A 21,395-nucleotide genomic window follows, 5' to 3' on the forward strand; every position below is an offset into this window, starting at 1 on the left:
CTCCCGCGGGAACCGCCCGGCCTCATCCACCTCCGCCGCGAACGGAGCGATCTTCGCCTCGGCCAGCGCACGCACCGACTCCCGGAGCATCTCGTGCTCCTCAGACGGCCGGTACAGGTCGAAATCCTGGTTCATGGGTGAGACTCCAGCTCCACTCGAACGCTTATGGCACTCAGTACCCTCAAGTATGCACACTGAGTGCCATGACTCCAGACCGATGCTAGGTTCCCCTCCATGAGCGAGGCACCCAGCAGCAGCCAGGAACCAGAGGCGTCCGCCATCAGGCCCCCGATGCGTGACGCCCTGGTCGCGGCGGCGTTCCGGCTCTTCCTGGAGCGCGGCTACGAGCAGACCACCGTCGACGACATCGTGGCGCTCGCCGAGGTGGGACGGCGCTCCTTCTTCCGCTACTTCCCGTCCAAGGAGGACGTGGTCTTCCCCGACCACGAGCGGTGCCTCGCCGAGATGACGGAGTTCCTTCGCTCCGGGAGCGACCAGGAGGAACCGGTGCAGCGGGTCTGCGACGCGGCGCGGCTGGTGCTGCGGATGTACGCGGACAACCCGACCTTCTCGGTCCAGCGCTACCGCCTCACCAAACAGGTCCCGGGCCTGCGGGCCTACGAGCTGTCGGTGGTGTGGCGGTACGAGCGGGCACTCGCCGAGTACCTCAGGGCCCGTTTCTGCGGCAGGCGCGACGGCACACTGCGCGCCGACGTGATCGCCGCCGGCGTGGTCGCCGCGCACAACAACGCGCTGCGCTCGTGGCTGCGCTCGGGAGGGCGGGACGACGCGGAGGCGGCCGTCGACCACGCGCTCGGATACGTGCGCAGCACCTTCGGCCCGCCGGAGGGCGAGGCCGGGACGGAGCAGCCACCGGAACCCGAGGAGGACATCGTGGTGCTGGTCGCCCGGCGGGGAGCGCCGATGTGGCGCGTCGTCCAGGAGATCGACTCGGCCCTGCGCAAGGAGGGCTGAGCCCCGCGCCAGGGCGGCCGGACTCCCCCACCCCTCAGAAAGGGAACTGAGTGCCTTTACTTGTGGCACTCAGTGCCATACTCTGGCCGGGTGCGCGGCGCTCCGCGCACATCAGATTCCGGCCGAGTGCAGGGAGATGACATCGTGTTCCACCGAGGGACCGGAACCGCGACGAGCACGCTCGGCGCGGACACGACCGAGAACCGCTTCGCTTCCGGCATCCGCACGCAGGGTGAGCACGCCGCCGACGCGCCGGCCCTGGAGGGCCTGCGCTTCCAGCGCTGCCGGTGGTGCGGCACCGCGACCTTCAACCGGCTGCTCTGCCCGGTCTGCTCCTCCAGCGATCTGCGCACCGAGATCAGCGAGGGCAAGGGCGTCGTACGCCGGTCCACGGTCCTGCACCGCAACACGCCGTCTGCGCGCAACGAGTCCCTGATCGAGATGGCCGAGGGCTTCACCGTGCGCGGCAGGGTGCTGGGCGCGCCCGCGGCCGTCCGCCCCGGCGACCGCGTCCACCTCTCCAGCGCCGAGGACCCCGTGCGCCGGGAGCCCGTCTTCCAGCTCACCGACGGTCCCTACCGCGGCTGGCTCTGAGTCTCCGGTCCACCACCCGGCGGGACCTGGGTGCGGCAACGTGCGGTGTCCCGCGCGGGACGGAACAGCGGCCCGGGGCCGGGCCGCGGCGGATCCGAGCGCGCCCGCGACTCGTCAGGGCGGGCCCGTCACTCCTCCGGACGGGTGGCCACCACCATCCGGCAGCGCGGGCTGCCGTCCGGCCTCCGGCCGAACTCGGGCAGCGCGTGGAGCTCGACCGTGAAGCCTGCCCGGAGCAGTTCCTCCCGTGCCCCGGAGAGCCGGAACGGGCGGTAGTACATCACGAACGGGGGCCGCCAGAGCAGGTTCCGCACGTGCATCGCGGTGTCGAAGGCGAGCAGGACCCAGTACAGCGGCGAGCTCGGCGGGGACGGGGCCACCAGCGGGAAGGCGAAACGGCCGCCGGGCCGGAGCACCCGGTGGACCTGGGAGAACAGCACCGGCCACTCCCCGGGCAGGAAGTGGCCGAACGCGCCGAGGCTCACCACCAGGTCGAAGGCGGGCCCGAAGGGCAGCGCCCGGGCATCGGCGCGCACCCAGTGCACGCCCGGCGGCCCCGGCACCCGGCCCGCGCGCTTCCTGCCCTCGGCGAGCATGCCGGCACTGAGATCGACACCGACGGCCCGCTCCGCGCACACCCGGCGCAGCACGTCCATGCCCGCACCCGTGCCGCAGCACAGGTCGAGCCCACGTTCGAAGGGCCCGAGAGGACGCAGCGCACGGGTCATGGCGTCCAGCACGGAGTCCGGGGTGCGGAACGGGGTGTGGTCGAACTTGGGCGCGAGCAGGTCGTAGCCGCGCTCGACGGACGACAGAGCCTGCACGGCGAGCTCACGGAGCGTCGGCCCCTCGGAAGTGAACATCACCGCCAGCATAGGGGCAGGTCCGCGGTGGCGGGGAACCGCTCCGGCACCCCGGATCGTTGTCCGGCTGCCCGCCCGGGCGACGGCCCGGGCGGGGTGTGCCCTCGCCGGGGACAATCCCCGGGCCCCTCCCCGCGGCTTTCCCGGTACTTCCCGGGGCCCTCCAGGCTCCCCCCGGATCGGACGGTGTCGATGACCGAGTTGGTGCCCGGCGGGAATCTGCCGCTGCCGGACGGTGCGCTCACACTCGAGGTGCACGGACCCTTCGACGTGTCCGCGCTGATCACCGGCGACGACGGGAAGGTCGGCGGCGACGAGGACTTCGTGTTCTACAACCAGCCCTCGGCACCCGGTGCCGTGCTGCGCTCCGGCACGATCGCCCTCGACCGGCGGCGGCTGCGCGCGGGGGCGAGCCGGGTCACCGTCGTCGTCAGTCCCGCCGATCCCGGAACGCCCCTGTCCCGGCTGCCGGCTCCGGCCCTGCGGGTCACGGGTCCCGGCGGGGGGCTGCTGGCGCGGTTCACCCCGCCGCGCCCGGCGCACGAGACCGTTCTCCTGCTGGCGGAGGTCTACCGCCGCGGCACCGGGTGGAAGCTGCGAGCGCTCGGCCAGGGGTACGCCAGCGGGCTGGCGGGAGTCGCGCGGGACTTCGGCGTCGAGGTGTCCGACGACGGCTCGCGCACCGGGGCACACGCTCAGCCCCCGGTCCCCGCTCGTGCGGTGGCCGCCGCTCATTCGGCGGCACCCGCTCACCGTCCGGCCGCCGCCCGTGCACCCGCGCGCACCGACACCCGTACGCCCGTCCAGCCCCTCGGCCCCACGGGCGAATTCGCCGGACTCGTCAACAGCCTACGGGCCAGGGCGGGTCTGCCGCGTCTGAGCGGCGACGAAAGGCTCGGCGCCGCGGCGCGGACGCACGCCGCGGGGATGGCGGCGCAGGGCCGCCTCGGCTCCACGGGTCCCGACGGTACGTCCCTCTACCAGCAGATCATTGCCTGCGGCTACGCGTACCTCACCCTCGCCGAGCACCTGGTCTCCGGCCCCAGGACCACCGCCGGCTTCCTGGACTTCTGCCTCGCCCGCGAGGAGAGGAGCCGCCCGGTCCACGACCCCTCGTTGCGCCATGTGGGCGTAGCACATGCGCTCGACGCCCGCTCCGGGGACATGTACTGGACGGCGGTATGGGCACAGCCGTTCGGCGCGGACGGACTGGCCAGGACCACGGCCGAGGTCGTCGCGCTGACCAACCGTGAACGGTCGGCGGCCGGCCTGCGGCCCCTCGCCGCCGACCCGCGGCTGGCCACGGCGGCCCAGGCGTACAGCGGCGACATGGCCGCCCGGGGCTTCTACTCCCACACCTCCCCGGAGGGACTCGAGCCCTGGGACAGGGCCAGGGCCGCCGGCTGCACCCACCGCGGGGTCGGCGAGAACATCGCGTGCGGCCAGCGCTCCGCGGCGGAGGTCGTGCGCGGCTGGATGGACAGCCCCGGCCACCGGGCCAACATCCTCAGGGCCGGCTTCACCCACATCGGCGTCGGATTCGCCGGCGGCGGCCCGGCGGGCACCTACTGGACCCAGCTCTTCGGCAAGGCCGACTGACCGCGCAACCTCCCCGGAGCGGGGGGCAATTGCCCACAGCTCGCTCAAATGTTCCGTCACCCGGGCTCACTTGACGTTGGGCCATTCCACGCGATTGGCTCCGGGCCAGCAAAAACCACACCTCGGCGCATCAATACCCCGCGATACGCCGGCCCCGGCATGCCCTCCCCTGCTTCCGCTCCGCTCCGCGCACAGCGAGGTGCCGCTCCACGATGAACCGCTCCTCTTCCTCGCCTCCCCCGCACGGCCCGTCCGGGCCGGGGCCCGGGAACCCGCGCCACCGCCCGAGACGTCTGCGGGCCGTCGCGGCCGCGGCGATCCTCTGCCTGTCGGCCGCGGGCTGTTCCGCCTCCGGTGGGGAGGCGCCGGCCGGGCCTGCCGGGGACGCCGTCGACGCCGCCCCGGCGGCGCGGGCGGGCACGCCCCGGATCAAGGTCGCGCTGATCACCCACGCCGGACCGGGCGACACCTTCTGGGAACTCGTGCACAAGGGTGCGCGGGCGGCCGCCGCGAAGGACAACATCGACCTCCGCCACTCCGGCGACCCGGACCCGTCCGCACAGGCGGACCTGGTCGGGAAGGCGGTCGACGAGAAGGTCGACGGCATCGCCCTCACCCTGGCCAAGCCGGAGGCGATGAAGAGCGCCGTCGCCCGGGCCAGGGCGGCGGGCATCGCCGTGGTCGGCCTCAACTCCGGTATCGACGCCTGGCAGGACCAGGGCCTGCTGGAGTACTTCGGCCAGGACGAGAGCGTCGCCGGCCGGGCGCTCGGGGACAGACTCGACGGTCTCGGCGCCGAGCACGCCCTCTGCGTCATCCACGAGCAGGGCAACGTCGCCGTCGAGGCGCGCTGCGCGGGGGTGAAGAAGGCATTCGAGGGCGAGACCGAGAACCTCTACGTCAACGGGGCGGACCTCGACTCGGTCGCCTCGGCCGTCGAGGACAGGCTCAGGCAGGACCCCGGTATCGACCAGGTCGTCACCCTCGGGGCGCCGTTCGCCCTGGCCGCGGTGAAGTCGGTGAGGGAGGCCGGCAGCGACGCGAAGGTCGCCACCTTCGACCTCGACGAGGACCTGGCCGAGGCGGTGGAGAACGGCGATGTGCAGTTCGCGGTCGACCAACAGCCTTTCCTCCAGGGCTATCTGGCGGTGGACGCCATCTGGCTGCACAGGTTCCACGGCCATGTGAGCGGCGGCGGAGTGGCCCCCGTGCTGACCGGTCCGGCGTTCGTGACCAAGGACAACGTCGCCCGCATAGCGGCGTTCGCCGGCAACGGAACGCGGTGACGGAAGGCCGCCCTCATAACGGCCCCGCCACAGATTCGGCTCCTCACGGTGCGTACGTTCACTTGTACGGATAGCATCCTGCGCACCCCACGCACCGCACCGGACACGCGCTCCCGTCCGTGTCCCCGTCCGTGTTCCGCCGGAGACACACACGCTTCACCCGCACACCGCTCCTCGCTCTTTCGCTCAAGGACGACGATGCCTTCACGGACAGGCGCACGGCGCCGTCTCGGCTCCATCCGTCTCTCGCTGGTCCTTCTGGCGCTGGTCCCCAGCGTCACCCTGGCGGCCATCTGGGGTGTGACAACCACTCAGATGATTTCCGAAGGACTGCGGCTGCGGACCCAGACCGGCCTGAGCAAGTCGACGGGGGCCATGGGCACCGACGCGACGCTCGCCCTCCAGCGGGAGCGGCGTCTGTCGGCCGAGTGGCTGGCCGCCTCCGAGTCCTCCGGCGTCTCCGGCGCGGCGGACGCCGCCGCCCGGGCCAGGGCCGCCCTCGACGACCAGCGGACCAGGACCGACGCGGCGGTCCTGCAACTGGTCGGGCAGCAGCACAAGATCCAGCAGGCCCCGGCCCGGATCAAGGAGCGGATGTATCCGGTCATCGCGGCCGTGGGAAGCCTCGAGTACTACCGCGGGCAGGTCGACGAGCCGACCGACATCACCCCCCGGCAGGCACTGGACCAGTACACCTCCATCGTCGACGACCAGCTCCACGCCTTCCGGGAACTGTCCCAGGTGGACGACGGGGATCTGACCTCCCGGGCGGAGCCGCTGGTCGCCCTGGAGCACGCGGCCGAACTGGTCTCCCAGGAGGACGCGTTGCTGGCTCTGGCCTGGGCGTGGGGCGGGCTCACCGAGGAGGAGCACACCCGTTTCGCGCAGTTGGTGAGCGCCCGGCGGTGGCTCATCGAGGACCAGGTGCTTCCGTCGCTGACGGGCGGCATCAAGACGGACGTCGACCGGATCCGCGAGAGCGGCCACTGGAGGACGCTGGAGTCGGTCGAGGACCAGGTGATCGCCGCCCGCCCGAAGGGCGACGACGGCTCGGGGGCGGTCGCCCTGCCGGACGAGGAGAAGCGGTGGCGGTCCGCGCTCGGTACGCTGACCTCGCAGTACTCCACGCTGATCCACCAGCAGACCGGTGCGCTGCTCGACCGCAGCGCCGAGGAGGCGCGCGGCCTGCTGATCACCGCCGCCGGCCTCAGCGCGGGCGGACTGGCGGCCCTCCTGCTGTCCGTGGTGCTGTCCTGGCGCATCGCCCGTTCACTCTCCCGGAGGCTGCGCGGTCTGCGGGAGGCCACGCTCCAACTGGCGGAGCAGCGGCTGCCGGACGTGGTCGCCCGGCTGGAGCGCGGCGAGACGATCGACGTGGACTCGGCCGCCCCCGCGCTGGACTACGGCACCGACGAACTGGGCGAGGTGGCCCAGGCGTTCAACAGCGCCCAGCGTACGGCGGTGCACACCGCGGTCGAACTCGCCGACACCCGGCGGGGCTTCCAGAAGGTGATCCTCGGCATCGCCAGGCAGACGCAGAACCTGGTCAACCGGCAACTCGGCAAGCTCGACGCGCTGGAGCGCGAACACCAGGATCCCAATGTCCTGGAGGGCCTGTACGAACTCGACTCGACCGCCAGCCAGTTGCGCCGGTACGAGGAGAACCTCGTGATCATCAGCGGCGAGCAGCCGCGCCGCAGCTGGAAGGAACCGGTCGCTCTGATCGACATTCTGCGCAGCGCGGTGGGAGAGGTCGCCGAGTACCAGCGGGTCGACGTGCACACCGACGAGGAGGTGTGGCTCGCGCCGCCGGCGGTGGCCGACGTGATCCACCTGCTCGCCGAGCTGATCGACAACGCGACGGTGTACTCGCCCGCGCCGAGCCCCGTGGGTGTGCGCGCCGCCCTGGTCGCTAGGGGCCTGGCCGTGGAGATCGAGGACCGCGGCCTGGGCATGTCCGAGGACGACTACGCGGCGATGAACGCCCAGCTCGCCGAGCCGCCGAAGTTCGACGTGGTGGCGCTGGCCGACGACCTGCGGCTGGGTATGTTCGTGATCGCCCGGCTTGCCACCCGGCACGGTGTCGCGGTCACGCTGCGGTCCTCTCCGTACGGCGGCACCACCGCGATCGTGCTGATCCCCCACGACATCGTGGTCCGCCAGTCACCCGGCACGGCCGGTTCCGGGGAGGCGCCGGACGACCGGGAGCCCGCGCCGGTCCCGGAGCAGCGCCGCGCCGCGCCGGCGGTCGCGGTACCGCCGGCCGACGCGACGACGGCTGCTGCGGCGACGGCGACGGCGAACGGCAGCAGGACGGCCGCGCCGGGAGCGACCGCCCCCGCGCCCGCGCCCTCCGCGGAAGGCGGCCTGCCCGGACCGCTGCCCCGCCGGATCCCGCAGACCAGCCTGGCCGCCGAACTGCGCGAGGAACCGCCGGCGCTCCGCGCGGAGCCCGAGGACGACGACCCCCTCGGTGACTTCTCCGCGGAGCGCGCCGCCTCGTCACTGTCCGGCTTCCAGCGCGGCACCCGGCAGGCCCGCGACACGCACGGGGAAACGGACGGTGACGTCCCGCGCCACGGCCCCGGCGGACCGGGCGACGCGCTCACCGGAGCCCCGGTCCCGTACACCGCCCCCGCCGATGCCACGGCCGCACAGACTCCGACTCCCCCCGCCGACCGCCGATGAAGGACAGAGAAATGACGCCCCGCACTCCCGCCACGGACAGCCAGCTCGACCAGCTGCTCACCGGACTGGTGGACCGAGTCGCCGATGTGAACCACGCCGTCGTCCTGTCGGAGGACGGCCTGGTGGTCAGCCGGTCCACCGCGTTCCTGCGCGACGACGCGGAGCGCCTCGCAGCCACCGCCGCCGGTCTGATGAGCCTCAGCCGCGGCGTCAGCGTCGACTTCCGCGGCGGCCCGGTGCTCCAGGCGCTCATCGAGATGAAGCACGGCTACCTCATCCTGACCTCCGCGGGGCCCGGCGCCCATCTGGCCGTGCTGACCAGCCAGGGAGCGGACGTCGGAGTGGTCGCCTACCAGATGAACATGCTGGTCAAGAAGATCGGCGAACACCTCAGTGCGGCACCCCGTGCCGACGTGACCACCGCGGCCGGCTACGGCGAGTGAGGTGAGCGGAAGCGACTCGGGCGGCCGTCTGGTACGGCCCTTCACGCTGACCGGCGGCCGCACCCGGCCGAGCCGCGCCGACTTCACGCTGATCACGCTGGTGACCGCGGTGGACCCGCAGCCCGTGAGCGGCGTCCGCACACAGCCCGAGCATGCCCGGATCCTGCGCCTGTGCCCCACCCCCACGGCGGTCGCCGAGCTCGCCGCCCACCTCGACCTCCCGGTCAGTGTGGTCGTGATACTGCTCTGCGATCTGCTGGAGGCAGGCCGGATCACCGTCCGCCCGCCCCGCCCGGTCTCACGGACCCGGGACCTGGACCTGCTGCAGAAAGTGAGGGACGGCCTTGGCCGGATCTGAAGACACCGCCGCCCGGGTGGATCCGGCGCCCGAGACGGTCAAGATCCTCATAGCCGGCGGATTCGGCGTGGGCAAGACGACCATGGTCGGCTCGGTCAGCGAGATCGTTCCCCTGCGGACGGAGGAACGGCTGACCCGGGCCGGCCTGGACGTGGACGACCTCTCCGGCATCGGCGAGAAGCACTCCACCACCGTGGCACTGGACTTCGGCCGCATCACGCTCGGCTCCGACCTGGTGCTGTATCTCTTCGGCACCCCCGGGCAGCAGCGCTTCTGGTTCATGTGGAACGACCTGGCCATCGGTGCGCTGGGCGCGGTCGTCCTCGTCGACGTGCGCCGGCCCGAGTCCAGCTTCGCCGCGATCGACTTCTTCGAGCGGCGCCGCATCCCCTTCGTGGTCGGCGCCAACGGCTTCCACGGAAAGCACCCGTACACCCCGGAGGCGATCCGCGAGGCCCTCGCCCTCCCCGAGGGCACCCAGGTCCTGCTCTGCGACGCCCGCGACCGTTCCTCGTGCCGCGACGTGCTCATCGCCCTCGTCGACCGGCTGATCGACGAGACCGCGCCCGGGTCGTCCCCGGGCGGGTCGCCAAGTCCGTGCTCAGCGTTCCCGACGACCAGGTCGCCGCGCGGGTGAACGTGAGCCCGTGGCTGGATACCAGGTGGCGCGCCATCCTCGCCCACCGCGGCGAGGTGAAACGCCATCGCGCGCTCCCGGCCATCCTGTCCCGCCTCCCTGCCGACGCCCGGCAACGGGTCCTCGCCACCGAGTGGTACATGCGTCCGGACACACGGCCCGTGCCGGGCCACCCGCGGGAACTGACCGCCTGGCCCCTGTCCGGGACCGCGGTGGAAAGGAGCCGACGGTGACGTTCCCGCTCGGCCGGCGAATCGGACGAGATCCGGCTCGCCCTCTGCCGCGACCGACTCGCCGTCCGACACGGACCGGGCGGCGAGACCCGGGCCGACGTCATCGACGCCTCGCGCCGGAGGGCTTTCCACCTGCACCCTCGGACTGGTCTCCCACGTCCTCCACGCATCCCAGGGCCCCCAGCGGTCTGGCAGGCGCATCCACGTCGTCGCCGCCGACCTCTGTACCGGCGCCGGTGATACGCCAGGGCCGCCCCCGCCGCGCTGCTGGATCACTTGGCGCAGGACGGCGTCACTCGCCACGAGCTGTACGTCAGCGAGAGCCCCACCCCTTGTACGAGTCACTCGGCTCCGAGCGAGATCCCGCGGTCATGTGTGTGATCCGATTCCCCAACGCGACCAACTGGAGTACCTCATGAGTCCGAGCCCGGACTGGCTGCCTCCCGAGCAATACGCCGAGACCCTGCCCAAGGCGACGGTGTTCGGCGCCGTGTTCTTCACCGACGAGCACGATCGCCCGGTGCAACTGCGGTCCGTGTACTCAATGGCGGTCCACCCCTGGCAATGGCCGGGAGGGACCATGGAGTCGGGTGAACGTCCGTGGGAGACGGCAGTGCGCGAGTGCGAGGAGGAGACCGGCCTCGTAGTGCCGGGGCCCCCTCGGCTCCTCGCGGCCGTCTTCAGCCTGCCCGGTGCGCAGTGGCCGTATGCCACGGCTGGTTACATCTTCAACGGCGGCCGGCTCAACGCCCAGCAGATCAAGGCCATCAGGCTCGACCCGGACGAGCACGACGAGGTTCGCGCGCTGTCGCTCCCGGAGTGGCTGCCGCTCATGCCGGAGAGGGACTTCGCCCGGCTGACGGCAGTGATGAACGCTCGCCGCACCGGCACGCCCGCGTATTTCGGCTCGTGGGACTGGGAGCCGTAGCCGACCCGCTCGCGGAAGCAGGTGCGTTCCGGGATGCTGCGGCCGGACCAGGCGCTCACTCGGCCGTCCTGCCAACTGCGGTCGCTCGGGGAGCCGCTGCCGGAGCCGTCCGGCGTTGGTGGCCGGACGGCGACCGGGGGCGCGGCCGATCGCCTCGGCCGGAGCAGCGCCCAGGTGTTCCAATGGCACCCCGCGCCCGGCCGGTCCCAGTTGTTGACCGGGTCACAGGGACGGGATCTCGTGAGGGCCATGCCTGGGGGATCACAGAAAGCCGCGGATCCGGTCCTCTCCTTCGCCGCACAGGACGCGTGGGAGGGGTGGCTGGAGGAGAACCACGAGGACGCCCCGGGGGTCTGGGTGAAGATCCCCAGAAGCGGCTCCGGACTCGTCGGCGTCGGCTGCGCGCAGGCACTGGAGTCGGCACTCTGCCACGGCTGGATCGACGGGCAGAAGAAGAAACTGGACGAGCAGCACTGGCTGCAGCGCTCCACGCCGCGGCGGCAGGGCGGCAAATGGTCGAAGGCCGTGGCCGGGACCCGGGCCGGATCTGCTCGGCAGGGACCTTCCGCGCGTTCTGGTCACGGCCGGAGACAGCGCCCCCTGCGCATGAACGAACGCCGGACCGGTACGCGCTCCGGCCCCGGTCAGGATCGAGGCCGGAGCGCGTCGACGGTCACAGGGACCGGACTGGTGTCAGCGGGAGTTGGCGAAGCGCTTGAAGGCGGCCTTGGTGCCCGAGCCGGCGATGCCGTCGATGGGGCCCGTGTAGCCGTAGCTGCTCTTCAGGAGGCGCTGGAGGGCCTTGACCGTACCCTTTCCGACGACGCCGTCGATGGGGCCGTTGTATCCCCAGTACTGCTTCAGGCAGCGCTGGAACGCCTTCCAGCTGTTGGTGCCGAGCTTGCCGTCGATGGAACCGGTGTAGCGCCAGTAGGTCTTCAGCCAGCGCTGCACCTTCTTCGCCTGCGTGGCGCTCAGACCGAGGTTGTTCACCGCCTGCGGGGTGACGGCCTCGGTGATCACCGCCGGCTGGGCTGCCGCGGGTGCGGCGAAGCTGGTGCCCGCGCCGGCGAGACTGCCTCCCGCCAGAGCCGCGGCGGTCAAGGCCGCGAGGAGCGATTTCGTGAGAATGTTCGTTCGCATTCCTTGTTCCCCCTGGTGTTCGAGTGTCTCACTGCACGCCGTACAAGCTACGGTCGGGCGTTGCACGCGTCGCCAACCTGAGACTTGATCCCTGGCTCCACCGGCCGCGGTAGCAGCACTGCGTACTACAACCCCCGTAGTAAGCACCGCACATGATGGAGCGTCACCGACGCTGAGAGCAGGTTGCTCCCGGAGGCCGTGCACTCGTCGGCCGGCACGGTCACCCGACTTCCGCTCCAGACACCCCACACGGTCAGGGACTCGCCTGAACGCTGTCATGGAGCCTGCACTCACACCTCGCTTCCGAACTATGTTGTCCCACCACATGTGTGCCTGACCTGCCTGTTCCTACGGTGTGGCGACACGCAAACGTCCCCGCCCGTCACACGCCAGGAAGTGGTGCCGATGTCCTCCCCCGCGACCGCTCCACCAGCCCCGTCCAGCCTCAAGCGCATCGTCGCCGCCAGCCTCATCGGGACCACCATCGAGTGGTACGACTTCTTCCTGTACGGGTCTGCCGCGGCGCTGGTCTTCAACACGCTGTTCTTCCCCGAGTCCGACCCGCTCGTCGGCACGCTCCTGTCCTTCCTCACCTACGCCGTCGGCTTCGCGGCACGGCCGCTGGGCGCCCTGGTGTTCGGGCACTACGGCGACCGGCTGGGCCGCAAGAAGCTGCTGGTGCTGAGCCTTCTGATGATGGGCGGCGCAACCTTCGCGATCGGTCTGCTGCCCACCCACGCGACGATCGGTTCCGCCGCACCGGTGCTCCTGACCGTGCTGCGCCTGGTGCAGGGCTTCGCGCTCGGCGGCGAATGGGGCGGCGCGGTGCTCCTGGTGTCGGAGCACGGTGACGCGCGGCGGCGCGGCTTCTGGGCCTCGTGGCCGCAGACCGGGGCGCCGGCGGGCCAACTGCTGGCCACCGGTGTGCTGTCGGCGCTCACTGCGCTGCTGTCGGACTCCGCATTCCAGTCCTGGGGCTGGCGCATCCCGTTCCTGCTCTCCGGCGTACTGGTCATGGTCGGTCTGTGGATCCGTCTCTCCGTCGACGAGTCGCCGGTGTTCAAGGCGGCCCTGAAGCAGGCCGAGGCCCGCAAGGCGGCGGTCGGCGAAGTGGAGAAACTGCCGCTGGTCTCCGTGCTCAAGCACCACTGGCGGGATGTGCTGATCGCCATGGGCGCCCGTATGGCGGAGAACATCAGCTACTACGTGATCACGGCCTTCATCCTCGTCTACGCCACCACTGCTGCTGAAATGAGCAAGCAGACGGCACTGAACGCGGTGCTGATCGCCTCCGCGGTGCACTTCGCGGTGATCCCGCTGTGGGGAGCGCTGTCCGACCGGATCGGCCGCCGGCCCGTCTACCTGGCCGGCGCACTGGGAGTGGGAGCCTGGATGTTCCCCTTCTTCGCGCTCATCGACACGGCGGAGTTCGGGAACCTGCTGCTGGCGGTGACGGTCGGGCTGGTCTTCCACGGGGCCATGTACGCGCCGCAGGCGGCGTTCTTCTCGGAGATGTTCGCGACCCGGATGCGGTACTCGGGCGCGTCGATCGGGGCCCAGTTCTCCTCGGTGGCCGCCGGAGCGCCCGCGCCGCTCATCGCGACGGCGCTGCTCGTGGACTACGGCAGCTCGACCCCGATCGCCCTGTACGTGATCGCGGCCGCGCTGGTGACGGTACTCGCCCTCGTCTGCGCCAAGGAGACGCGGCACCGGGATCTCGGCTCGGTCGGCGACGCCGGGCAGCCCGTCCAGGAGGACACGGCCGCCAGGGCCCCCGCCTCCGCCGGCTGAGCACTGCCGCTTCGTCCGCCCGACGGGTCTGCGCCCGCCGGGCGGACGCCGTTGCGCCAGGCGGCCCGCGCTCCCCCCGCCCGCTCCGGGCCCAACGCCGCCCGGGCGCGGTTCGCAAGCGCGCGGCCGCAGGGGGCGACGGTCCGACCGGGCGCCAGGTGTGCCGGGCCCGGCCCGGGACCGGCAGCCGACGGTCAAAGGTGCTTGGAGACCGGGTGCGGCTGGGGCGCGGGTTCAGCGGGTCATGGCGGAGCTCAGCCGCAGGAGTCTGAGGGCGAGCTGGATCTCCAGGGTCCTCTCGGGGGTCTGCCAGTCCGCGCCGAGGAGATGGCCGATGCGTTCGAGGCGCTGGGCGACCGTGTTGACATGGACCAGCAGCGCGTCCTTGGTGCGGGCCGGGCTCATTCCGCTGGCGAAGTAGGCGTCCAGGGTCCGCACCAGGTCCGTACCCCGCCTCCGGTCGTACGCCACCACCTCGCCGATGGTCCGCTCTATGAAGCCGTCGACGTCACGGGTGTCGGCGAGCAGCAGGCCGAGGAACCCGAAGTCCTCGGCCGCGGCTCCCTCGCCCGTGCGGCCGAGCAGCCGCAGCGCGTCCAGGCAGCGCCGCGCCTCGGCGTACGCCTCCGCGACGGCTCCCCGCCTGGCCACGGGTGTGCCGACCTCCCCCGAGGCTCCGACGGTGACCTGTGCGTGCACGGCGCCGCCCAGTTGCGCGGCGGCCCGCCGGGCCATCCCGGCGGCGCTGTCGCCGGGGCCGAGGGGCAGGAGCAGCACGGTGCCGCCGTCCCTCGCGGCGGCCAGGCCGTGCCGGGTGGCCGCGAGATGCGAGGCGGCGGACCACAGCCGCTGCCGGTCGGCGCTCTCCTGATCCGCCGTGCCGGGGGTGTTCTTGCTCTCGACGCGGGCCGCCAGGACGACATGGGGGGCGTCGAGGTCGGCGCGCAGCCGCGCGGCGCGTTCCCGCAGCAGCCGCGGATCGCGGTCGGGCGCGTCGAGGAGGTCGTCGAGCAACTCGCCCCGCACCCGCTGCTCGGCCTCTCCGGCCGAACGCCTGGCGAGCAGCAGCAGCGAGGTGACCATCGCGGCCCGCTCGAACGTGCGCTGGTCGACGGGGTCCAGGCCGGGCCGTCCCCGCAGGACGAGCGCGCCGAGGAGCTCACCGCCGGCGGAGACGGCCGCCACCCAGTCGCCGTTGTGCGCAACGGCGTGCCCCTCGGCGCGGGAGCGCTCCACGGCGTCGGCGGGGGCCGCGTCGGCCTCCATGAACCGGACGGCACCGGGCAGCACCTCGGACACGGCCTCGGCCACGTCCTGGACCCCACCGCCGCGCAGCACCAGTTCGGCCAGCCGGTCGTGGACGTCGGAGGCCCGCTCGATGACCTCGCTGCGGTCCTGGATGATCTCGTTGGCACGCTCCAGTTCGGTGAGGGCGGCCCTGGTCTCCGCGAGCAGGTTGGCGGTGTCGATGGCGACCGCGGCGTGGGCGGCGAAGGAGGACAGCAGGGCGATCTGCTCGCGTTCGAAGACCCGGGCCCTGCGGTCGGCGGCGAACAGCACTCCGATGACGGAGGAGCCCAGCATCAGCGGCACGCCGAGGATGGCGACCAGGCCTTCGTCCCGCACGGCCGTGTCGATGGACGACGTGTGCATGAAGCGGTCGTCCTCGAAGTAGTTGTCCGTGACGTACGGCAGCGCGGTCTGGGCGACCAGTCCGCCCAGACCCTCGCCCATGCCCAGGCGCAACTGCTGGAAGCGGGCGGACACGGAGCCCTCGGTGACCCGCATGTAGGTGTCGCCCGCCGCCGGGTCGTTGAGGCTGAGGTAGGCCACCTCGGTGCCCAGCAGCGAGCGGCCGCGCTGCACGATGGCCTGGAGGACCGCGTCCAGGTCGTCGCGCAGCCCCGCCAGGTCGTGCGCCGTCTCGAACAGCGCTGACAGCTCGGCCTCGCGCCGCCGCCGGACCTCCAGCTCGGACCGCACCCGCAGCGCGAGGAGCTTCGCTCGCTCCAGGCCGGCGATCACGGAGGGCGGAGCACCCTGGGAGCGGGCGGTCAGCAGCGGCCGCTCGAACGCGTCGGCGGTGGCGCCGCGCGCGAGGAGTCCGAGGTAGATGGCCTCCGCACCGCCTGCGGTCGGCTCTGCTTGATCACGGGACATGGTCACAGGAAACCTGCCGTCCGGGCAGCCGCGCCACCCCTGTGGAAAACTCCGCCCGGCACCGGGCGGCCCAGGCTCCGGGGTCCGGGCTCCGGGGTCGGGCTCCGGGCTCCGGGCTCCGGGCTCCGGGGTGACTCGGCGGGGCCGCCGAAGTCCGGTGCGATCCGGTGGTCCGGTGGTCGGGCGGCGTTCCGGTGAGGCCCGGGGCTGTCTCTGTCAGCGGCTCCGCCGCGTCGGCGCGCCGACCGCCGGCTGAGCGGTCAGTGGGCCGTCCAGCCGCCGTCGAGGACCAGCGAGGTCCCGGTGATGAAGGAGGCCGCGGGCCCGCACAGGTAGGCGACGGCCTCGGCGACCTCTTCGGGCTCGATCAGGCGCTTGAGCGCGGAGTCGGCCAGCATCACCTCGGCCAGCACCCGCTCCTCGGGGATGCCGTGCGCCGCCGCCTGCGCGGCGAGCTGCCTCTCGACCAGGGGCGTACGGACGTATCCGGGATTGACGCAGTTGGAGGTGACGCCGCGGTCGGCACCCTCCAGTGCGGTGGTCTTGGAGAGCCCTTCCAGGCCGTGCTTGGCGGCGACGTACGCCGCCTTGTAGGCGGAGGCTCGCAGACCGTGCACCGAGGAGATGTTGACGACGCGGCCCCACCGCTGCCCGTACATGTGCGGCAGTGCGCCGCGGATGAGCCGGAAGGGGGCTTCGAGCATCACGGTGAGCACGTTGTGGAAGACCTCGGGTGGGAACTCCTCGATGGGGCTGACTCGTTGCAGGCCCGCGTTGTTGACGAGGATGTCGCTGCCCTCGGCCGCCTGCTCCGCGGCGTCGAGATCCGTCAGGTCCAGGGTCATCGGCTCCACGGCGCCCGGCAGTCCCACCGCGCGCGCGGCCAGTGCGTCCAGGCCGGCCGCGTCCCGGTCGACGGCACGGACCTTGGCGCCCGCGGCGGCGAGCCGCAGCGCGCAGGCGGCACCGATGCCGCCCGCCGCGCCGGTGACGAGGGCGACGCGGCCGTGCAGTTCCAGTGCGGCGGCGTCGGGGTGCGGGATTTCGGAGGGGGTAGGGGCGGTCATGCCTGGCACCCTAGGCAGCACAACCCTCCCAACCGATGTGGTCTGCGCCCATAGTTCAGACCTGAGTCATAGGTTCGAACCATGTGGGAGCGTCGGTGCCTCCGGACATCGCCTGCTTGATCCGGAACAGCGCGGGTTCCGGCAGCTCCGGCAGCGCGTCCAGGTCGAACCAGCCGACCTCCAGCGACTCGTCGTCGTTGACCCGTGCCTCGCCCGCCATGGCCCGGCAGCGCAGCGAAATGTCCATGAACTGGCAGACGTCCCCGTTGGGGTACTGAATCGGCTCCAGAGTCTGCACCAGGACGACCCGCTCGACGACGCACTCCACCCCGGTCTCCTCCAGGACCTCCCGCATCGCGGCCTCCGCCGGCTGCTCGCCCGGCTCCGGGATGCCGCCGATGATCGACCATTTGCCGTTGTCCGCCCGGCGCGCCAGCAGCACCCTGCCCTCCCCGTCGAAGACGACGGCGCTCACTCCGGGAAGGAAGAGCAGCTGGGTGCCGGCCGTGGCCCTGACCTCGCGGATGAACTCGGGGATCGCCATGCCTGTGAGCCTAGCCGGGCCGTGGATCTCCCTCAGTCCGTACCGGCCACGGTGGACTCGGCGGAGGTGCGCCGGCGCGCCCGTACGCCCAGGGCGACCGACCAGGCCAGGGCCCCGCCCGCCAGCGCCACCAGTGCCCACTCGGGGGCCGTGCCCATCCGGGTCGCCGGCGTCAGCGAGGAGCGCAGGGGTACCTCGGCCACCAGGGCGTCGGCGGTGAAGATCTTCGTCTGCCGCACGACCTCGCCATCGGGCATGATCACGGCGCTCACCCCGCTGGTCACCGGGACCAGCACGGTCCTGCCGTGTTCCACGGCCCGCACCCGGTCCATGCCGAGCTGCTGGTAGGTCATCTCGCTGCGCCCGAAGGTCGCGTTGTTGCTCGGGACCGAGATGACCTGCGCGCCGCCGGTGACGGCGTCCCGCACGGCCCAGTCGAAGGCCGCCTCGTAGCAGGTGGCCAGGCCCACCCTGGTACCCGCCATGTCGAAGACGCCGGGCTCCTTTCCGGGCCCGAAGTCACGGCTGACCCGGTCGACGTCGGAGCTGAACACGCGGACGAAGGACCGCATGGGGATGTACTCGCCGAAGGGCTGGATTCGTCGCTTGTCGTAGGTGTCCGTGGGTCCCCTGCGCGGGTCCCAGAGGATCTGCGTGTTGCGCAGGGGTCCGGTCTCCGGGGTGATCACCGCGCCGACGGAGACGGGCACGCCGATCGCCTCGACCGCCTCGTCGATGACCTGCTGGGCGTCCGCGTTGCGGTAGGGGTCGAGGTCGGAGGAGTTCTCCGGCCACACCACGAAGTCCGGCCGGGGAACGGTGCCGGACCTGACGTCGTCGGCGAGTTCGACGGTGCGGCGGGCGTGGTTGTCGAGCACGGCCCTGCGCTGGTCGTTGAAGCCGAGTCCCAGGCGCGGCACATTGCCCTGGATGACGGCAGCGGTGGCGGTGCCGTCCTCGGCGGAGTCGTCGACGAGCGGCCGGGCCGCGACGGCCGCGGCGACGGGGACGAGCACACCGAGCGCCGCGAGGGCCGCGGCCCTGCGCGGCAGTTCGCCGGTGCGCCGGTACGAGCGGGCCCGTGCGAGGAGCTCGTACAGCGCGAAACCGCACAGCGCCACGGCGAAGCCGAGCACGGGGGTGCCGCCGAGGGCGGCGAGCGGCAGGAATACGCCGTCCGCCTGCCCGAAGGCGATCTTGCCCCAGGGGAATCCGCCGAAGGGGAACCGGGCCCTGGCGGCCTCCCCCGCGATCCACACGGCCGATGCCCACAGCGGCCAGTACGGCAGGCGGGACACCACCGCGATCCCGCTGGCGGTGGCCGCCACGAACAGCGCCTCGACGGCGGCGAGGGCCAGCCAGGGGACGGGCCCGACCTCCTCGCCGGTCCACACCAGCAGGGGCAGCAGGAAACCGAGCCCGGCGAGGTATCCGTATCCGAACGCCGGCCGTGCCCGGCGGCCCTTCACGACGCCGGCCAGCAAGGCGAGACCGACGGGAGCCAGCCACCACAGGGGCCGCGGGGGGAAGCTCGCGAAGAGCAGCAGGCCGGACAGTGCGGACACCGCGGCGGGTATCGGCCGCCGCAGCAGCCGCCTCCCCCGGGGCTCCGGGGTCCGCGGCGGGGCGAGCGGCTCGGGCTCGCCGACAGAAGTGGTGGTGGCGCTCACCTGCCGGAGTCTACGGCCGCCGCACATAAGAACGGCATTCCGTGGATGCGGCCGCCGCTGGACTCCGGTGGTTCCCCGGGGCGGTGACCGTGCCGCTGTGTCCGCCGGCGGCCGCACGGATGCCAAGGGCTGCCGCCGTCGCGGTGGTTCCGGGCGGGTTCGTGGCCGCGACTGCCACCGGCGCGGTCGTTCCGGCCTGGCGGGCGCCGGCCCGCGGCGGCCCGGCCCGGCGCGCGGGCGTCAGGTCTGGGCGGCCTTGCCGGTGCCGGCGATCCGGAGGTTGTCGCGGATCACGCGTACGGCCGTCTCCGCGTCGTCCACGGTGACGGTGAAGACCCTGCCGTCGGCCAGCGTGACGACGAGGCCCTCGCCCCGTCTGACTACCACGGCCATGCCCTTCTCCGGGCGCCAGCGGTAACCCCAACCGCCCCACTGGCGCGGGGTGACCTTCGGGGCGTACTCCGCGCTGACGACGTGTTCGAGGTGGATCCTGCGGCGCGGCACCCCGATATGGCCGCAGCGCACATCCATGCAGTCATGGTCGACCCGTACCGCCACGTGGACGAACGCGAGAGTGCCGTAGAGGATCAGGAGCCCGACCGCGATGCAGCCGACGACGGCCATCGCCAGGGGTGCGGGCCCCGAGGTCCACGGCGAGTCGACGGCGAGTTCGATCCCGAGTGCCATGCAGGCCGCGCCGACCCCTGCGAGCAGCCACTGCAGCTTGTTGGTCGCCCGGCCGGTCCAGACGTGGGGCCCGGCCTCGCCCCGTGCGTGGTGGGGGTGGTCCCTCATGCCCGCAGCCTACCCAGGATCCCACCCGTCGGCAGTGCCCCCGGCGGCCGTACCTCCGGGCGGAACGCCCCGCGCGCGGGGCCCGACCGTCAGTGTCCGGGGGGTGTCCCCGTCCGGAGGGCAGCGTCCGGAGGGCGTCCGCGTCCGCCCCGTCCGGAGGGGTGTCAGCGTCCCGGGGGCGATCCGAGCTCGACGACGCCGCCGAGCAGAGCGGCGCCCTCGGCATAGCCGAGGGCGCTGGACGGCAGCGCGGACTCGCGGCCGCCGAGCAGCACGGTCACCTCCCCGGCCGGACCGGCCCCGGTGGCCGGTTCCACCCCGATACGGCGCAGCGCCTGCGCCGCGACCGCCCCGGCGGAGCCGTGCAGGACCAGCGGCGGTGCGTCCTGCCGCTGCAGCGCCGCCCTGATGCGGTCGGCGACCAGTTCGTAGTGGGTGCAGCCGAGGACGACCGCCTTCACCTCACGCGGAGTGATCGCGGCGGCGGCCGCCACGGCCGCGTCGATGGCGCTGTCGTCGGCGTACTGCACGGCGTCCGCGAGGCCCGGGCAGGGAACCTCGGTGACGGCGACGCCGTCCGCGAAGTCACGGATCAGGCCGCGCTGGTAGGGGCTGCCGGTGGTGGCGGGCGTGGCCCAGATGGCGATGGGTCCGCCGCCGGCCGCCGCGGGCTTGATCGCGGGGACGGTCCCGATGACCGGAATGCTGGGCTCCAGCTCGGCTCGCAGTGTCTGCAGGGCGTGCACCGAGGCCGTGTTGCACGCGACGATCAGGGCGTCGGGGCCGTGTGCCGCGGCCGCTCGCGCCACCGCGAGGGCACGTTCGGTGACTTCGCCGGGGGTGCGTGGGCCCCAGGGCATGCCACCGGGGCCGTCACTGGAGAGCACCAGACCGGCGTCTGGCCGCAGCCGGCGCACCGCGGCGGCCGCCGCGAGCAGGCCGATTCCGGAGTCTAGGAGCGCGATCTTCACCCGGTCACCCTAGCCGATGGCCCCCACAGGGCCCGGAGACTGGGGCAGACTGCGGCAGTGACCGCCTTGGACTGGATCGCCTGCGGATCGCTCGCCGCCTGGCTGTGGCTGCTGCTCGGCCAGGGCTTCTTCTGGCGCACCGACGTACGCCTCCCCGCCCGGACGGAACCGGCGCACTGGCCCTCGGTGGCCGTCGTCGTCCCGGCGCGGGACGAGGCGGAGGTGCTTCCGCTGAGCCTGCCCTCGCTGCTCGCCCAGGACTATCCGGGCCGCGTCGAGGTCTTCCTCGTCGACGACGGCAGTTCCGACGGCACCGGGGAGCTGGCACGTTCGCTGGCCGCCGGCCCCGGCGGGCCGCCTCTGACCGTCTCCTCCCCCGGCGAGCCGGAGCCGGGCTGGACGGGCAAGCTGTGGGCACTGCGCCACGGCATCGCGCTGGCGCGGGCGGGGGATCCCGACTACCTGCTGCTGACCGACGCCGACATCGCGCATGCACCGGGGAGTGTGCGCGAACTGGTGTCGGCGGCGTGCACGCAGGACCTCGATCTGGTGTCGCAGATGGCGCGGCTGCGTGTGGCGACGAGGTGGGAGCGGCTCATCGTGCCGGCCTTCGTCTACTTCTTCGCGCAGCTCTACCCGTTCCGCTGGAT

The 21,395-nt window shown here is 72.6% G+C and carries 20 protein-coding genes; 11 read left to right on the top strand and 9 right to left on the bottom strand.

The features are described 5' to 3' along the window. The coding region (locus GUY61_RS15420; protein WP_166630728.1) for an acyl-CoA dehydrogenase family protein at positions 1 to 135 on the bottom strand (135 nt) is incomplete at its 3' end. A 156-nt stretch (positions 136 to 291) separates the two neighbouring features. Here GUY61_RS15420 and GUY61_RS15425 point away from each other — a divergent pair. Together GUY61_RS15425 and GUY61_RS15430 are read left to right on the top strand one after the other, a co-directional pair. Beyond that, positions 292 to 975: a TetR family transcriptional regulator gene (locus tag GUY61_RS15425; RefSeq protein ID WP_166630746.1), complete on the top strand. Its 684-nt coding sequence runs from the start codon at positions 292 to 294 to the stop codon at positions 973 to 975. A 219-nt stretch (positions 976 to 1,194) separates the two neighbouring features. After that, on the top strand, positions 1,195 to 1,569 hold the full coding sequence (locus GUY61_RS15430; protein WP_166630747.1) for a Zn-ribbon domain-containing OB-fold protein: 375 nt from the start codon (positions 1,195 to 1,197) through the stop codon (positions 1,567 to 1,569). Between the two features lie 128 nt (positions 1,570 to 1,697). Here GUY61_RS15430 and GUY61_RS15435 read toward each other — a convergent pair whose 3' ends face one another. Continuing rightward, a complete protein-coding gene (locus tag GUY61_RS15435) occupies positions 1,698 to 2,432 on the bottom strand; it encodes a class I SAM-dependent methyltransferase (RefSeq protein ID WP_166630729.1) in 735 nt (244 codons plus the stop codon). A 192-nt stretch (positions 2,433 to 2,624) separates the two neighbouring features. Here GUY61_RS15435 and GUY61_RS15440 point away from each other — a divergent pair, with 192 nt between their 5' ends. The 7 genes from GUY61_RS15440 to GUY61_RS15470 all read left to right on the top strand — a co-directional run bounded on the left by GUY61_RS15440 (position 2,625) and on the right by GUY61_RS15470 (position 10,604). After that, entirely contained in the window at positions 2,625 to 4,031 is a 1,407-nt protein-coding gene (locus GUY61_RS15440) for a CAP domain-containing protein (RefSeq protein WP_166630730.1), read from the top strand. A 212-nt stretch (positions 4,032 to 4,243) separates the two neighbouring features. Next, the gene (locus GUY61_RS15445) at positions 4,244 to 5,317 is read left to right on the top strand and encodes a substrate-binding domain-containing protein (protein WP_166630731.1); all 1,074 of its coding nucleotides are present in this window, start codon (positions 4,244 to 4,246) and stop codon (positions 5,315 to 5,317) included. Between the two features lie 198 nt (positions 5,318 to 5,515). Beyond that, on the top strand, positions 5,516 to 8,005 hold the full coding sequence (locus GUY61_RS15450) for a nitrate- and nitrite sensing domain-containing protein (RefSeq protein ID WP_166630732.1): 2,490 nt from the start codon (positions 5,516 to 5,518) through the stop codon (positions 8,003 to 8,005). An 11-nt stretch (positions 8,006 to 8,016) separates the two neighbouring features. Further along, positions 8,017 to 8,448, top strand: coding sequence for a roadblock/LC7 domain-containing protein (locus GUY61_RS15455; RefSeq protein ID WP_166630733.1), 432 nt, complete (start codon positions 8,017 to 8,019; stop codon positions 8,446 to 8,448). A 1-nt stretch (position 8,449) separates the two neighbouring features. Further along, positions 8,450 to 8,806: a DUF742 domain-containing protein gene (locus tag GUY61_RS15460; RefSeq protein WP_166630734.1), complete on the top strand. Its 357-nt coding sequence runs from the start codon at positions 8,450 to 8,452 to the stop codon at positions 8,804 to 8,806. Further along, positions 8,793 to 9,443 carry an ATP/GTP-binding protein gene (locus GUY61_RS15465; RefSeq protein WP_166630735.1) on the top strand — a complete coding sequence of 217 codons (651 nt, stop codon included), beginning with the start codon at positions 8,793 to 8,795 and terminating at the stop codon, positions 9,441 to 9,443. The genes GUY61_RS15460 and GUY61_RS15465 overlap by 14 nt, the downstream gene beginning before the upstream one ends. 648 nt (positions 9,444 to 10,091) lie before the next feature. Beyond that, positions 10,092 to 10,604, top strand: a complete 513-nt coding sequence (locus GUY61_RS15470; RefSeq protein WP_166630736.1) for an NUDIX domain-containing protein — start codon at positions 10,092 to 10,094, stop codon at positions 10,602 to 10,604. 693 nt (positions 10,605 to 11,297) lie between these two features. On the opposite strand, the gene GUY61_RS15475 is transcribed toward GUY61_RS15470, so the two are convergent. Next, entirely contained in the window at positions 11,298 to 11,747 is a 450-nt protein-coding gene (locus tag GUY61_RS15475) for a peptidoglycan-binding domain-containing protein (RefSeq protein ID WP_166630737.1), read from the bottom strand. A gap of 405 nt (positions 11,748 to 12,152) precedes the next feature. Between GUY61_RS15475 and GUY61_RS15480 the strand changes: the two genes are divergently transcribed. Next, complete coding sequence (locus GUY61_RS15480) at positions 12,153 to 13,538, top strand: MFS transporter (protein WP_166630738.1); 1,386 nt, start codon at positions 12,153 to 12,155, stop codon at positions 13,536 to 13,538. 234 nt (positions 13,539 to 13,772) lie between these two features. Here GUY61_RS15480 and GUY61_RS15485 read toward each other — a convergent pair whose 3' ends face one another. The 6 genes from GUY61_RS15485 to GUY61_RS15510 form a co-directional block, all read right to left on the bottom strand. Continuing rightward, entirely contained in the window at positions 13,773 to 15,698 is a 1,926-nt protein-coding gene (locus GUY61_RS15485) for a GAF domain-containing protein (protein WP_166630739.1), read from the bottom strand. A 260-nt stretch (positions 15,699 to 15,958) separates the two neighbouring features. Next, positions 15,959 to 16,765: a 3-hydroxybutyrate dehydrogenase gene (locus GUY61_RS15490; protein ID WP_166630740.1), complete on the bottom strand. Its 807-nt coding sequence runs from the start codon at positions 16,763 to 16,765 to the stop codon at positions 15,959 to 15,961. A gap of 55 nt (positions 16,766 to 16,820) precedes the next feature. After that, positions 16,821 to 17,309, bottom strand: coding sequence for an NUDIX domain-containing protein (locus GUY61_RS15495; RefSeq protein ID WP_166630741.1), 489 nt, complete (start codon positions 17,307 to 17,309; stop codon positions 16,821 to 16,823). A 32-nt stretch (positions 17,310 to 17,341) separates the two neighbouring features. Next, positions 17,342 to 18,979, bottom strand: a complete 1,638-nt coding sequence (lnt, locus tag GUY61_RS15500) for an apolipoprotein N-acyltransferase (RefSeq protein ID WP_313896674.1) — start codon at positions 18,977 to 18,979, stop codon at positions 17,342 to 17,344. Positions 18,980 to 19,219: 240 nt separating this feature from the next. Then, positions 19,220 to 19,774, bottom strand: a complete 555-nt coding sequence (locus GUY61_RS15505; RefSeq protein ID WP_166630743.1) for a hypothetical protein — start codon at positions 19,772 to 19,774, stop codon at positions 19,220 to 19,222. Positions 19,775 to 19,938: 164 nt separating this feature from the next. Further along, positions 19,939 to 20,745 carry a glutamate racemase gene (locus GUY61_RS15510; protein ID WP_166630744.1) on the bottom strand — a complete coding sequence of 269 codons (807 nt, stop codon included), beginning with the start codon at positions 20,743 to 20,745 and terminating at the stop codon, positions 19,939 to 19,941. A gap of 57 nt (positions 20,746 to 20,802) precedes the next feature. Here GUY61_RS15510 and GUY61_RS15515 point away from each other — a divergent pair. After that, positions 20,803 to 21,395 (top strand): glycosyltransferase (locus tag GUY61_RS15515; protein ID WP_166630745.1); only part of this gene is annotated, 593 nt, incomplete at its 3' end.

Origin of the sequence: Streptomyces sp. GC420, assembly GCF_009916105.1 — a bacterium.
GTDB lineage: Bacteria > Actinomycetota > Actinomycetes > Streptomycetales > Streptomycetaceae > Streptomyces.

Excerpts from the sequence above, each read along its gene's own strand:
- GUY61_RS15425 (WP_166630746.1), top strand. The coding sequence starts at position 292 with ATGCGTGACGCCCTGGTCGCGGCGGCGTTCCGGCTCTTCCTGGAGCGC.
- GUY61_RS15435 (WP_166630729.1), bottom strand. The coding sequence starts at position 2,432 with ATGTTCACTTCCGAGGGGCCGACGCTCCGTGAGCTCGCCGTGCAGGCT.
- GUY61_RS15440 (WP_166630730.1), top strand. The coding sequence starts at position 2,625 with ATGACCGAGTTGGTGCCCGGCGGGAATCTGCCGCTGCCGGACGGTGCG.
- GUY61_RS15445 (WP_166630731.1), top strand. The coding sequence starts at position 4,244 with ATGAACCGCTCCTCTTCCTCGCCTCCCCCGCACGGCCCGTCCGGGCCG.
- GUY61_RS15450 (WP_166630732.1), top strand. The coding sequence starts at position 5,516 with ATGCCTTCACGGACAGGCGCACGGCGCCGTCTCGGCTCCATCCGTCTC.
- GUY61_RS15455 (WP_166630733.1), top strand. The coding sequence starts at position 8,017 with ATGACGCCCCGCACTCCCGCCACGGACAGCCAGCTCGACCAGCTGCTC.
- GUY61_RS15470 (WP_166630736.1), top strand. The coding sequence starts at position 10,092 with ATGAGTCCGAGCCCGGACTGGCTGCCTCCCGAGCAATACGCCGAGACC.
- GUY61_RS15475 (WP_166630737.1), bottom strand. The coding sequence starts at position 11,747 with ATGCGAACGAACATTCTCACGAAATCGCTCCTCGCGGCCTTGACCGCC.
- GUY61_RS15480 (WP_166630738.1), top strand. The coding sequence starts at position 12,153 with ATGTCCTCCCCCGCGACCGCTCCACCAGCCCCGTCCAGCCTCAAGCGC.
- GUY61_RS15485 (WP_166630739.1), bottom strand. The coding sequence starts at position 15,698 with ATGTCCCGTGATCAAGCAGAGCCGACCGCAGGCGGTGCGGAGGCCATC.
- GUY61_RS15490 (WP_166630740.1), bottom strand. The coding sequence starts at position 16,765 with ATGACCGCCCCTACCCCCTCCGAAATCCCGCACCCCGACGCCGCCGCA.
- GUY61_RS15495 (WP_166630741.1), bottom strand. The coding sequence starts at position 17,309 with ATGGCGATCCCCGAGTTCATCCGCGAGGTCAGGGCCACGGCCGGCACC.
- GUY61_RS15505 (WP_166630743.1), bottom strand. The coding sequence starts at position 19,774 with ATGAGGGACCACCCCCACCACGCACGGGGCGAGGCCGGGCCCCACGTC.